The organism is uncultured Tessaracoccus sp. (assembly GCF_947286155.1).
Classification (GTDB): domain Bacteria; phylum Actinomycetota; class Actinomycetes; order Propionibacteriales; family Propionibacteriaceae; genus Arachnia.
Genome location: NZ_CAMYPD010000001.1, coordinates 99662 through 112860, shown reverse-complemented (window position 1 = coordinate 112860; position 13199 = coordinate 99662). Strand labels below are relative to the sequence as shown.

The window sequence follows — 13199 nt, the reverse complement described above, 5'->3', positions numbered from 1 at the left end:
ATGCCGCACGGCGGGCGTGGTTTCAGCCAGCTGGAGATCTGTGAAAAACTAGAACTCGGTGCGTCGGGAAGTCTGGTCGACAACAACGTCGAACGTTCAGGAGTGCCCCTATGGCCCAGCAGTCCCGTGAAGAATTTGTGCTTTCGCGAGGCACCTACCGCGAGTATTCACGCATTGAGAAGATGCTCACCTCCAACCGCATGGCGGGTGTGCTGCTGCTTGCTGCGACGGTGGCGGCGCTCATTTTCGCGAACAGCGGTGCCTCCGACGCGTACTTCGGGCTGCGCGATGCCTACATCGGCTGGGATCTCGGCTGGCTGAACCTCAGGCTGTCCGTCGGGCACTGGGCTGCCGACGGGCTCCTCGCCATCTTCTTCTTCATGGTGGGGCTGGAGCTGAAGCGCCAGTTCGTGCTCGGTGATCTGCGCGATCCTGGCCGCGCGCTCGTCCCCGTCGCCGCCGCGTTCGGTGGCGTCGCTGTGCCCGCGCTGCTGTTCGTGCTCATCAACCTTGGTGGCACCGGCGGTGAGCTGCACGGTTGGGCCATCCCCGCTGCTACCGACATTGCGTTCGCAGTCGCGGTGCTGGCGATCGTCGGGCGGCATCTGCCTGCGGCGTTGCGCACGTTCCTGCTGACGCTCGCCGTCGTCGACGACCTCATCGCCATCACCATCATCGCGGTGTTCTACTCCACGAACCTCAAGCTGCACTACCTGGCCATCGCCATCATCCCCGCGGCCATCTACGCGGTGCTCGCCAACCGCTTCGAGCACTGGTTTAAGAAGTCGTACATTCCCGCCTGGATTCTGCTGTTCCCGCTGGGCGTCATCACCTGGGCGCTGTTCTACAACTCGGGTATCCACGCGACGATCGCGGGCGTCGTGCTCGCGTTCCTGGTGCCCGTCCACGCGAAGTCAGAGTACGGCCCTCAGTATTCGCTGTCCGAGACGTTCGAGCACCGCTTCAACCCCATCTCCGTGATTCTCGCGGTGCCGGTGTTCGCGTTTTTCTCCGCGGGTGTGAATGTGGGTGGCTGGTCTGGCCTCGTCGAGGCCTGGAGCTCGACGGTGACCCTCGGCGTGGTCGTGGGGCTCGTCGTCGGCAAGATCATCGGCATCACTGGCACGACGTGGCTCATCACCAGGCTTCGGCACGCCAACCTCGACCCGGACATCAAGTGGATCGACCTCATCGGCATCGCGGCGGTTGCCGGAATTGGGTTCACGGTGTCGCTGCTCATCAGCGAGCTGAGCTTCCCAGGCGGCGGCGCGCTGCAAGACGACGCGAAGGTGGGCGTGCTGACTGCGTCGGTGCTCGCGACGGTGGTGGGGTCGTGCGTGCTCGTGCCGCGAAACAGCCGCTACAAGCGCATCGACGAGAAGGAACACGTCGACGCCAACCACGACGGCATCCCCGACGTGTTCCCCGACGACAGCTCGAAGCAGTAGCCCCACCCCACCTCGACCGTCGAGCAGGCGGCCCCCTGCCCTCACCCGACCATCGAGTAGGTCCGAAGGGCCGTATCGAGATGTCTCGCTCTTCACCAGACCTGCCCAGACACATAAGGAATGAGGGATTCCACCGTTTTCGGTGGAATCCCTCATTCCTTATCGAAGATACCCGTCACTGTGGCGGTGGTTTCAATACGCCCGCTGCGCGGGCTACTCAACCACCGGAGAGCAGCAGCGGCTCAACCACCGGGTTCCGGGGTCGCCGGCCGCTAGTACAGCAGGGCGGTGCTCGGGTCGCTGAGGAGGTCGCCGACGTCGGTGAGGAACTTCGAGCCCTCGGCGCCGTCGATGATGCGGTGGTCGAACGCGAGCGCCAGGGTGGTCACCCACCGGGGTTCGACGCGCTCGTCGGCGCCCTCGCCCACCACCCACGGGCGGCGCTTGATGGCACCCATGCAGAGGATGCCCGACTCGTCGCCGTGCATGATCGGCGTCCCGGTGTCGACGCCGAACACCCCAACATTCGTGAGCGTGAACGTGCCACCCTGCTGGCTGGCCGGCTGCAGTTTCCCTTCCCTCGCCACCCCGACAAGCTCGTTGATGGCTCGCGCGAGTTCCAGCAGCGTCATCTGGTTCGCCGACTTGATGTTCGGCACTAGCAGCCCGCGCGGGGTGGCGGCGGCGATGCCGAGGTGCACGTCGCGGTGGTAGACGATTTCCTCGCGCTCCTCATCCACCGACGCGTTCAAGCTGGGGTTGCGCCCGAGCGCCAAGCAGATCGCCTTCGCGAACAACAGCGTCGGCGAAACGCGCACGTCGGCAAACTCCCGCCGCTTCTTCAAGCGTTCGACGAACTCCATCGTCTGGGTGACGTCGATCGTGAGCCACTCGGTGACGTGCACGCGTCGCTCCACCGAACGAACCAGGTTCTCCGCCGTCGCTTTGCGCACTCCCTTGATGGGTTCGCGACGCTCCCCTGCCCCCGCGCTCACCTGCGCCAGCGTGGCGTCGACGTCGGCCCGCGTGACGCTGCCCTGTGGGCCGGAGGCGTCGGCGGTGTTGAGGTCGACACCCAAGTCACGCGCGTACTTACGCACCGGGGGCTTGGCCAGCACGTCGGTGGTTGCAACCGAAGAACTCCGACGGCGCCTGCGCGGCGCCTGCTCTACCGCGCCGTAGCCCACGAGGGTGGGTGTGTCGTCGGAATCGTCGGCTTCCTCGTTCAGCTCGGCCTCTCCGCTCGGTTCGGCCACTTCGCTCGGCTCAGCTTCGACGCCGTCGTCGATCTCGACGATGTCGGTGCCCACCTCCACTTCCGCGCCTTCGTCGACGAGCAGCGCCGTGATGCGCCCCGCATACGGCGAGGGGAGCTCGACGATGGATTTCGCGGTCTCGATCTCGACGAGCACCGTGTTTACCTGCACCTTGTCGCCCACGGCGACCCGCCACTGCACGATCTCGGCATCCGTGAGGCCTTCTCCGGCGTCGGGCAATTTATATGTCTTCAGCATGGGTGCTCCTTAGTAGGCCAGTGATTGGTCGACGGCGGCGAGAATGCGGTCGACGCCCGGCAAGAACTGGCTCTCGACGCGGGCGGGTGGGTACGGGATGTCGTAGCCCGCGACGCGCAGCACGGGCGACTCCATGACGTAGAACAGCGCCTCGTGCAGGCGCGCGGCGATCTCGGCGCCGAGCCCAAGGTTCAGGTGCGCTTCGTGCACGACGATCGCCCGCTTCGTGCGCTCCACAGATTCCATGACGGCGTCCCAGTCCACCGGGCTGATGGTGCGCAGGTCGAGGACCTCCAGGTTTCGGCCCTCGTCAGCGGCGACGGTGGCCGCGTCGAGGCAGGTTGACACCGTCGGCCCATAACCGATGAGGGTGGCGTCTGCCCCGTCGCGCACGATGTTCGCGGCGTGCAGCTCGGCCGGCGGGGCGTCGAGCTCCACCTCGCCTTTCACCTGGTAGCGGCGTTTGGGTTCGAGGAAGATGACGGGGTCGTCGGAGCGGATGGCCTGCTGGATCATCCAGTACGCGTCATTCGGGGTCGACGGCGCCACCACCTTGAGCCCGGGAGTGTGCGCGAAGTACGCCTCGGGCGACTCCGAGTGGTGCTCCACCGAGCCGATACCGCCGCCGAAAGGAATGCGGATCACGACGGGCATCGGCACCCGCCCGCCGGTTCGGCCGTGCAGGCGTGCCAGCTGCGAGACGATCTGCGAAAACGCGGGGTAGGTGAACCCGTCGAATTGCATCTCCACCACCGGTCGATACCCGCGCATGGCGAGCCCGATCGCCGTGCCGACGATGCCCGATTCCGCCAGCGGTGAGTCGAGGACGCGATGCTCGCCGAAGTCGCGCTGCAGGTGCTCGGTGACGCGGAACACCCCACCGAGTTTCCCGATGTCTTCGCCTGCCAGCAGCACTTTCGGGTCAGATTCGAGTGCGCGACGAAGCCCCGCGTTGAGGGCTTTGACCATACTCAGCTTCGACATCAGGCCACCTCATATTCCGCTGCGAAGCGGGCAAACTCGCGCTGCTGCTCAGCGAGTTCGGCCGTGGGCTCGGCGTAGCAGCGCTCGAAAAGCTCCTCCATCGTGACGTCGCGCAGCTGGGCGATAGTCGCGCGCGTCTGGACGCCCAAGTCTTCGGCCTCCCGCTCCAATTCGGCGAGGTAGGCGTCGTCGATCTCGTCGACGCTGCGCAAATACGCGACGACCCTGTCAATCGGGTCTCGCTCCCGCCAGGCCGCGTCTTCGTCGCGGCCGCGGTACTTCGTCGGGTCGTCCGCCGTCGTGTGGGCGCCCATGCGGTACGTGTACGCCTCGACGAGCGTCGGCCCCTCACCGCGCCTCGCGCGCTCCAGCGCCCACCGGGACACAGCCTCGACGGCAAGCACGTCATTCCCGTCGACGCGCACACCGGGAAACCCGAAGCCGCTCGCACGCTCGAACAACGGAACGCGGGACTGCAACGACGTCGGCTCCGAGATCGCCCACTGATTGTTCTGGCAGAAGAACACCACGGGCGCGTTGTAGCTCGCGGCAAACACGTAGGCCTCGTTCACGTCTCCCTGCGACGAGGCACCGTCGCCGTGGAACACCATGACGGCCTCGTTAGCGCTGGGATCAGCGTTGCCTACCGCGCCATCGAAGCGCAGCCCCATGGCATATCCGACGGCGTGCAGCGTCTGCGCGCCGATCACGAGCGCGTAGGTGCGAAAGCGGTGCTGCATGTCCCAGTAGCCCGCGTCACAGCCTCGGAAGAACGCGAGCATCTGCTCCATAGGGAAGCCGAGCGCGAGAGCCATCGCGTGCTCGCGGTATGACGGAAAGACGTGGTCGCCCGGCGCAAGTGCCCTTGCCGCGCCGATTTGAGCGGCCTCCTGACCGAGCTGCGGAGGCCACAGCCCGAGCTCACCGTGGCGCTGCAAGGCCGTGGCTTCCGCGTCGAAACGGCGCCCCAACCACATGTCGCGCAGGCTGGCGCGTAGATCGTCGGCGGTGCCCTCCCAGCTGAAATCGGGATGCTCTCGCCGGGCACCGTCGGGGGTCAGCAGTTGCACCATAGGGTCGTGCACGCGGATCCTCTTTCTGAAGTTACGGAAACGTAGCTTACGCAAGCGTAGGCAGCGACGGGGTCACACCGGGATGGAGGAAACGCACAAAGCAACGCCGCAGACCTTGGATGCTCGGTTCCTGGGCGACGGCAACCAACCGCGTGCCTTCCACAAGATGAATTCTTGGCAAACTGCTTGATTTCGATGCGCGATTTATAGTTCGCTCGGTACGTAGCCCGCGAGCGCGCGGGTGCCCGAACCATCCCCCAGGAGATAGTTGTATGTCCAAGTTGTCCCGCCCGATTGCTGGGCTGGCGGCTGCCGCGATTGGCATGACCGGTGCGATCGTCACCGGTGGTGTGCAGCAGGTTGCCTCCGCCACCCCGGCTGAATGCACCCCGGCCAATACTGTTCACCTGCTCTCGTTCAACGACTTCCACGGCCGCATCGAGGGTGCCGCTCAGCTGTTCACCCCCGTCGAGCAGCTGCGTGCGAGCGCCGGTGAAGGCAAGGTGCTCCTGGTGTCGAACGGCGACAGCATCGGCGGCTCCACCTTCGTGTCGGCAGTCTCCAACGACCAGCCCACCCTCGACGTGCTGAACGCAGCCGGCCTCGAGGCCTCCGCCACCGGCAACCACGAGTTCGACAAGGGCTTCGACGACCTCGCTGGCCGCGTCGCCTCCGCGTCGCAGTTCCCCTACCTGGGCGCGAACGTCGTGAAGAAAGGCACCAATGAGGTGGCCGCGCCCGTCAAGGCGTACGAGGTGTTCGAGAAGGGCGGCGCGAAGATCGCCGTCGTCGGTGCGGTGACCGGCGACCTTCCGTCGCTGGTGTCGCCGTCGGGCATCTCCCAGGTGGATGTCAAGGACCCCGTCGAGAGCGTCAACGCCATCGCCAAGCAGCTCAAGGACGGCGACGAGTCCAACGGCGAGGCTGACATCGTCATCGCGAATATCCATGAGGGCAGCCCCGACACGAAGGCCGACGCGGACACCGCGAAGTCCTCGCCAAACTTCAGCAAGATGTACAACGGCCTCGACGCCTCCGTCGACGCTGTGATTAACGGCCACACCCACACGCCGTACCTGTCGACGACCGCGAAGGGCCAGCCCATCGTGCAGGCCGACGCGTACGCCAAGAACCTGGTGCAGCTCGACCTCAACGTCGACGCCAGCGGTACGCTCTGCTCGCTTGAGTCCAAGAAGGTCGAGCCGGCTAAGGAAGCTGACGCTTCGCTGCCGCGCATCCAGGAGATCAATACGATCGTCGAAGCGGCGAAGGAAACTGCCAAGGAAAAGGGCAGCGAGGTTGTGGGCAAGGCCACCGAGGCCATCTCCACCCCTGGCGCCGGCGGTTCCGGCACCCGCGACCAGGAGTCGCCGATGACCAACATGGTTGCCCAGATGTTCTACGACCAGATGAGCAACGGCAACGACGAGTTCATCGGCATCCAGAACCCGGGCGGCACCCGCGATTCCTTCGACAAGGGCGACATCACCTACGAAGAGGCTGCGCTCGTCCTCCCATTCGCGAACTCGCTGAACACCACGGAGATCACCGGCGCCCAGTTCATCCAGGTGCTGAACCAGCAGTGGCAACGCGACGACAAGGGCGAGGTGCCGAGCCGCCCCTACCTTGCGCTCGGTCTGTCCAAGAACGTGACCTACACCTACGACGAGTCGCTGCCCGAGGGCCAGCGCATCACCGGCGTGTGGATCAACGGCAAACCAATCGACGAGGACAAGATGTACACCGTCGGCTCCGGCTCGTTCCTCATCTCTGGCGGCGACAACTTCCGTGCCTTCCAGGGTGGCCAGAACACCAGGGACGCGGGCCTCGTCGACCTCACCACCTGGGTGGACTGGCTGAAGGAGAAGAGGGAAGTGTCTCCTGACTACACCAAGCGCGGCGTATCCGTCACCGACGTGCCGGAGAGCTTCACCCCCGGCAAGGCCGGCACCGTGAAACTGGGCGCCGCTGGTGAGGTGTACAAGGGCAACCTCGACATGCTCCTCGACGCGGACAACCCCAAGGTCTCCCCGCAGCTCGCGAACAAGACCGTGAAGGCCTTCCTCGGCGAGACGCAGATCGGTGAGGGTACCGTCGCCGACGGTGTTGCCGAGGTCTCGCTCACGTTCCCCGAGGGCACCAAGGCAGGCAAGCAGACCGTGCGCTTCGTCGTCGATCCGTCGGGCACCGAGGTGCGCTACGACGTGAACGTCGCCAAGGCTGACACCAAACCCGACTACAAGGCGACCAGCGCAAAGGTTGCTACCCGAACTCCTGTCGGCCGTGAAGCCAACATGTGGGGAACCGTCGACGGTAAGGCCACCGTCAGCACGCAGGTGAAGCTGCCGAACGGCAAGTGGTCCACCTCGCAGACCCGCGACGCCAAGGGCTTCTATGCTGTACCGCTCACCTACGGCCGCAACACCGCTGGCACCTACCAGTGGCGTCTGCGCGTCGTCCGCCCCGATGGCACCATGGAGTTCACCAAGCCGGTGACGCAGGTGCGCGTCGCGCTCCCGACGGCAGCCACCGCCGGCACGAAGGCCCTCGATGCCACCACTTACGCGTGGGGCAAGGTCTCCCTCGCCAAGGGCCCGCAGAAGGTGTTCACCCAGGTCAAGCTGCCCAACGGCAAGTGGTCCACCTCGCAGGTTCGCACCACCAAGGCCGACGGCGGCTACACCATCGAGCTGACCTACGGTCGCAACACCCGTGGCACCTACACGTTCCGTGTGGGCACCTACGATCCCCAGTTCGGGTACTCGTTCAGCAAGCCTGTCACGCTGACGCGTCGCTGACTCGCTGACTTCTTCTGAACCCCGACGGTGGGCTGGGCACATGCCTGGCCCACCGTCGCTTCATGTCATCCGTCGTGGTCTCGATACGCCCGCTTCGCGGGCTACTCGACCATCTAGCTACACATCCCGGTGGTCGAGTAGCCGCTGCAAGCGGCGTATCAAGACCCCGGCTACTCGCCAGCCAACGTCGCGACCAGCACGGCCTTGATGGTGTGCATGCGGTTCTCGGCCTGATCGAACACGATGCTCGTGGCGGACTCGAACACGTCGTGCGTGACCTCGAGCCCTTCGAGGCCAAACTGCTCGTGTATGGAGCGCCCGACGGCGGTCTCGAGGTCGTGGAATGCCGGCAGGCAATGCATGAACTTCACATCCGGATTGCCGGTGGCCTCCAGCACCTCGCGGTTAACCTGGTAGGGGCGCAGCAGGTCGATCCGCTCCGCCCACACCTCCTTGGGTTCGCCGAGCGAGACCCACACGTCGGTGTAGAGGAAATCGGCACCCTGCACGCCGGCGGTGACGTCGTCGGTAATGGTGATCCGACCGCCGGTCTGCGCCGCGATCTCGCGGGCGCGAGTGACCACGTCGGGTGTGTTCTGCTGCGACGCTGGGGCCACCATCCGCACATCCATGCCCATCATCGCGCCAGAGATGAGCAGGGAATTACCGACGTTGTTGCGGGCGTCGCCGAGGAACGCGAAGGCGATGTCGCTCAGGGGTTTGGGTGAGTGCTCGCGCATGGTGAGTTGGTCGGCGAGCATCTGTGTGGGGTGCCAATCGTCGGTGAGGCCGTTGTAGACGGGCACTCCGGCGTGGGCGGCGAGCGTCTCGACGTCGCGCTGCGCGGAGCCGCGGAACTCGATGCCGTCGTACCATCTGCCGAGCACGCGCGCGGTGTCGGCGGCCGATTCTTTGTGCCCAATCTGCGAGCCCGCCGGGTCCAAGTAGGTGGTGTGCCCACCCTGCTCGGCCATGGCAACCTCGAAGGCGCAGCGGGTGCGCGTCGAGGTTTTCTCGAACAGCAGCGCGACGGACTTGCCGACGAGTCGCTGCCGCTCGCGCCCGTCGCGGCGGGAAGCTTTCAGCTCGGCGGCGAGCTGCAGCAGATGGAGCCACTCGTCGGGCGTGAAGTCGAGTTCTTTCAGAAATGATCGGCCTTGTAGCGTCATGTTCGCCAGTCTTCCAGACCCGGGAGGCCGACGAGGTAGACTTCCGCCATGCAGATCTTGGTGGTGGATGACGATCAGGCCGTCCGCGATTCCTTGGCGCGCTCACTTTCGTACACGGGCAGCGAAGTGCAGACCGCATCGGACGGCATCGAGGCGCTCGCGAAGCTTGCCTCATACACTCCCGACGCCATCATTATGGACGTGATGATGCCCCGCCTCGACGGGCTCGAGGCGACGAAGATGCTGCGCGATTCCGGCAACGATGTCCCCATCCTCATCCTCACCGCCCGCGACGCCGTGGGTGACCGCGTCGACGGCCTCGACGCCGGCGCCGACGACTACATGGTCAAGCCGTTCGCGCTCGACGAGCTCCTGGCCCGACTACGCGCGCTGACCCGTCGCGCGAAGCCCCACTCGGAGACGGAATCGAGCACGCTGCAGTTCCAAGACCTGGTGCTCGACCCGCAGCACCGTGAGGTCACCCGCGCAGGCCAGCACATCTCGCTCACCCGCACCGAGTTCGCGCTGCTGAACGTGTTCATGGAGAACCCGCGCAAAGTGCTCGAACGCAACACCCTCCTCAACGAGGTATGGGGGTTTGAGTTCCCCACCACCGCCAACTCCCTCGAGGTCTACATCGGCTACCTGCGCCGCAAGACGGAGATCAACGGCTTGCCCCGACTCATCCACACCGTCCGCGGGATCGGGTACGTCCTGCGTGAAACTGCCCCGTGATCGGAAGCTGGTGGGTTCAGGCTCGCCGTGAGATCGGCCGGCTCGTCTCGGGCCAGTCGTTGCAGTGGCGGCTCGCGGCGCTCACCGGGGCGTCGGTGGCGGTGTCGGTGATACTCGTGAGTGTTACCGGCTTCATGATTACCCGTTGGTCGCTGTTCGATCAGGTCGACCGCGACCTCACCCGCACAGCGCAGCAGGCGGCAAGCGTGCTCGCCTCCGACATGGACAACCTCGACGCCCTCACCCCGGAGGCGCTCGGCACGTCCGGCGGGTCGCTGCTGTCAGTGGTGTCCGCCGATGGCCGGCAGAACCAGCCGGGGTCGCAGACCGTCGAGATTCCGCGAGACAACGCCGCCATCGCGATAGCCCGCCTCCAGGCAGACACCCACGAACGCACGGTGCTCGCCGAAGGCACCGAGTACCGGGCCGTGACCGTGCCGTTTTCGGTCACGACGGAGCGCACCGTCGAGTATTACTCCGTCACCTATGCACGCCCGACGGAGACCGTGCGCGACACGCTCCAGTCGCTGTGGCTCGTGATGGTCGTCACCGGTTCGCTCGGCATCCTCGCCACGACGGGAACCGCGTTCTGGGCGGCGCGCGCAGTGTTGGCTCCGGTCAGACGGTTGTCCAACGCAGTGAAGAACGTCACCCAAACCGACCAGCTGAACCCCATCCGCATCTACGGCCGCGACGACCTCGGCGAACTCACGCAGTCGTTCAACACGATGCTGAAGTCGTTGCAGCAATCACGCGAGCAGCAGCGCCAGCTCATCGCCGACGCTGGGCATGAACTTCGTACGCCGCTCACGTCCATGCGCACTAACGTGGAGTTGCTCGTCGCAGATGAGCATTCCGGCATGCTGCCGCCGGGAGCGAGGGGGCAGATTTTGAACGATGTCGCCGCGCAGCTCGGCGAGTTCAGCGCGCTGGTGGGCGATCTCGTCGCGCTCACTCGCGACGACGGCAACCAGCGCCCGCACGAACCCATCGTGCTCGCCGACGTGGTGCACGCCTCCGTGCAGCGCGCCCAGCGTCGGGGCCCCGGCATGGTGTTCGACGTGAACACCGACCACTCGGAGGTCATGGGCGACCCGTCCACCCTCGAGCGCGCCATCACCAACCTGCTCGACAACGCCGTCAAATTCTCGCCGAACGGCGGCACCATCCATGTGCGGCTCAACGACGGTGTGCTCACTGTTGTCGACCAGGGCCCGGGCATTGCGGAAGAGGACCTCCCGCACATCTTCGACCGCTTCTACCGCTCCGACCGCTCGCGCAACACCCCCGGCACCGGGCTCGGACTCTCCATCGTCGTGCACACCGTCGAGGCACACGGCGGCAGCATCAAGGCCGACAACCACCCTGGCGGCGGCGCCGAGTTCACACTGAAGCTCCCACTCCTCGAAGAACCCGACGACACCTCCGCGCCGTCCGTCGGCGAGTAGGGCCGCCCATCCCCCGACCATCGAGTAGCGCCGCAGGCGCGTATCGAGATGCAGTGAGGGTTTCAGTGTCAGAATTTCGTTCACAGACGAACCAACTTCTGACACTCCCAGTCGATACTGCCCTGCTCGTCATCTCATCATCCTGAAGATGATCACAGCCGCGTTACCATGCAGTCATGGAATACGGTGACAAGATCAAGACCCGACGCACAGCGCTCGGATGGTCACAGCGCCGTTTGGCCAAGGAATCTGGGGTTCTGCAACCTCTCATCTCAGCGATCGAGTCCGGTCGTCGAGTCGGCAGCCGCAGCACTCGCGATGCGCTGGAAGCCGCTCTAGAAGTCAGACCATCACGTATGTTGGCAACGCACCGTGATGCAGTGCTCGCTGCCCTCGAACGTCATGGGTGCACCTCACCTATCCTTTTCGGATCCGTTGCCCAGGGAACGGACAGTCCGCACTCCGACGTCGACATCCTCGTCACATTCCCCGACGAGGTGGGGATCACCGACCTCCTGGAGCTGGAAGAGACCCTCACCGAAATCCTGACCGTACCCGTTGACCTCGTCTCCTCAGGATCCGGCGGGCGTGTTGTCGAACACGCACTTGCTGAAGGTATGCGGCTGTGAACTCAACGAGCGACGATCCGCGAGTTCAACTCTGGCTGGACGATTTGTCAGGCTTCATTGCCGACGCCGCCTACCTAGTCACGCTTGGACGCGACGCCTACCTGGCTGACACTCCCCAGGGTCGTCTATTGCGAAACGCAGGCGAGCGCCTGCTGATCAAGGTAGCGACGGTTGTGGAGCGCCTCCCGGATGAGTTCAAAAATGAGTACCCCGACATTGCTTGGCGACAGATTGGGAGAATGCGCAATCTCGTCGCGCATCATTACGACAAAGTCAACCACGACCTCATGTTCGTAACACTCCAACGAGAAATTCCAGATCTAGGCGCCAAGCTCGCCTTACCCGACAGTCCGCGCTCAGCGATGGAGTAGCCGACCGCGGTGGGTTTCGATACGCCGCCTCCGGCGGCTACTCAACCACCGGAGAGATTGCACTGCGCGTATCCCGACCATCGAGTAGGTAGAGGCCACAGCTAACCCAATATCCACACGCGTTGCTCCAAATCGCCCGAAAACGCCCATTTCAGCAAACGCGTGTGGGTATTGGGTTAGCTCCCGGCTCGGAGGGGCTTCGGCCCGCTCTCGCTCGAACCATCGGGTGGCGCAGAGTCAGTCCAGGTTGACGCCCAGGCGCTCGAAGGCGTCCTGAAACACGGTCACGCCTTCCAGGCCCGGGAATTTCGCGACGCGGTGGTCCAGGTTCTCGATGATCTTACGCTGCCCTTCGAACAGCGTCCCCATCACCGCGCGCACTTCGTCGTCGCCCATGATGCTCGTGCCCACTGGCTTCCACGCCTTCGTGAGGGTCAGTTTGACGAGCTGCTTCGCCCGGTCCGATTCCTCCATCTTCTTGATCGCCTGCGTGGTGTAGAAGGCGACGTGGCGAGTTTCCTGCTGCGCGATGCGCATGAGCAGCGGGCTGAGCGTCGGGTGATCGGTCATGTCGGCCATCCGACGGTACGCTGCGACGGCGGAGAGCTCGTTCGTCGCGCCCCACGACATGTGCACCGCGACGAAGTCGTCGCCGATGAAATTCGTTGGCCACGACTGCTTCAGCGGGCCTAACGCATCTTGCCACCCAAGCTTCACACGCTTGGCCTTCACCTCGTCGTAGTCGACGATGATGCCGTGCTCGCGTAACACCGCGGCCAGCGCTTCGCCGTGCCAGAATTCTTCCCGGTTCCACATCGTCATAAACCCTGCGGCTTCAGGCTTCTTCCTCGACGGTGACACCAGCAGATCTCTCAGGTAGCACGACGTGTGGTACTCCACGTCGCACATGTAGCGGATGACGCGCAGCATCGATGCGTCGAGGGGTTGGCGCTTGAACGTCGTGAAGTCGAGGTCGTCGAACTGGACGGCGACGGATGTCTCGGTGAACTTGTCGAAGTCGAATGCCATG

11 protein-coding genes and 1 pseudogene are annotated in these 13199 nt (G+C 64.8%); 7 read left to right on the top strand and 5 right to left on the bottom strand.

Annotation, left to right across the window (positions count from 1 at the left end):
- The first annotated feature begins 110 nt into the window (after positions 1–110).
- Positions 111–1448 (top strand): Na+/H+ antiporter NhaA, encoded by a 1338-nt coding sequence (gene nhaA / locus Q0X68_RS00540; RefSeq protein WP_297745969.1) that lies wholly within the window; start codon positions 111–113, stop codon positions 1446–1448.
- A 272-nt stretch (positions 1449–1720) separates the two neighbouring features.
- On the opposite strand, the gene Q0X68_RS00535 is transcribed toward nhaA, so the two are convergent.
- The 3 genes from Q0X68_RS00535 to Q0X68_RS00525 are packed head-to-tail and all read right to left on the bottom strand — an operon-like array spanning position 1721 to position 5031.
- Complete coding sequence (locus tag Q0X68_RS00535) at positions 1721–2959, bottom strand: dihydrolipoamide acetyltransferase family protein (RefSeq protein ID WP_297746043.1); 1239 nt, start codon at positions 2957–2959, stop codon at positions 1721–1723.
- Between the two features lie 12 nt (positions 2960–2971).
- A complete protein-coding gene (locus Q0X68_RS00530; protein ID WP_297745964.1) occupies positions 2972–3946 on the bottom strand; it encodes an alpha-ketoacid dehydrogenase subunit beta in 975 nt (324 codons plus the stop codon).
- Positions 3946–5031, bottom strand: a complete 1086-nt coding sequence (locus Q0X68_RS00525; protein ID WP_366127406.1) for a thiamine pyrophosphate-dependent dehydrogenase E1 component subunit alpha — start codon at positions 5029–5031, stop codon at positions 3946–3948. The genes Q0X68_RS00530 and Q0X68_RS00525 overlap by 1 nt, the downstream gene beginning before the upstream one ends.
- A 260-nt stretch (positions 5032–5291) precedes the next feature.
- Between Q0X68_RS00525 and Q0X68_RS00520 the strand changes: the two genes are divergently transcribed.
- Positions 5292–7817, top strand: coding sequence for a bifunctional UDP-sugar hydrolase/5'-nucleotidase (locus tag Q0X68_RS00520; protein WP_297745961.1), 2526 nt, complete (start codon positions 5292–5294; stop codon positions 7815–7817).
- Between the two features lie 170 nt (positions 7818–7987).
- Here the strand turns inward: Q0X68_RS00520 and argF are convergent, their stop codons facing one another.
- Entirely contained in the window at positions 7988–8986 is a 999-nt protein-coding gene (gene argF / locus Q0X68_RS00515) for an ornithine carbamoyltransferase (RefSeq protein ID WP_297745958.1), read from the bottom strand.
- Positions 8987–9034: 48 nt separating this feature from the next.
- On the opposite strand from argF, the gene Q0X68_RS00510 reads away from it, so the two are divergent.
- The 5 genes and pseudogenes from Q0X68_RS00510 (at position 9035) to Q0X68_RS00495 (ending at position 12169) form a co-directional block, all read left to right on the top strand.
- Positions 9035–9721 carry a response regulator transcription factor gene (locus Q0X68_RS00510; RefSeq protein WP_297745955.1) on the top strand — a complete coding sequence of 229 codons (687 nt, stop codon included), beginning with the start codon at positions 9035–9037 and terminating at the stop codon, positions 9719–9721.
- Entirely contained in the window at positions 9718–11169 is a 1452-nt protein-coding gene (locus Q0X68_RS00505; protein ID WP_366127403.1) for a HAMP domain-containing sensor histidine kinase, read from the top strand. Before Q0X68_RS00510 ends, Q0X68_RS00505 begins: the two co-directional genes overlap by 4 nt.
- A gap of 176 nt (positions 11170–11345) precedes the next feature.
- Positions 11346–11504 (top strand): annotated as a pseudogene (locus Q0X68_RS13075) (helix-turn-helix transcriptional regulator); the annotation flags it as partial.
- Positions 11505–11525: 21 nt separating this feature from the next.
- Positions 11526–11798 (top strand): nucleotidyltransferase family protein, encoded by a 273-nt coding sequence (locus Q0X68_RS00500; protein WP_297745952.1) that lies wholly within the window; start codon positions 11526–11528, stop codon positions 11796–11798.
- A complete protein-coding gene (locus Q0X68_RS00495; protein WP_297745949.1) occupies positions 11795–12169 on the top strand; it encodes a DUF86 domain-containing protein in 375 nt (124 codons plus the stop codon). The genes Q0X68_RS00500 and Q0X68_RS00495 overlap by 4 nt, the downstream gene beginning before the upstream one ends.
- 237 nt (positions 12170–12406) lie before the next feature.
- On the opposite strand, the gene Q0X68_RS00490 is transcribed toward Q0X68_RS00495, so the two are convergent.
- On the bottom strand, positions 12407–13198 hold the full coding sequence (locus tag Q0X68_RS00490) for a ferritin-like domain-containing protein (RefSeq protein WP_297745946.1): 792 nt from the start codon (positions 13196–13198) through the stop codon (positions 12407–12409).
- Position 13199 lies beyond the last annotated feature (1 nt).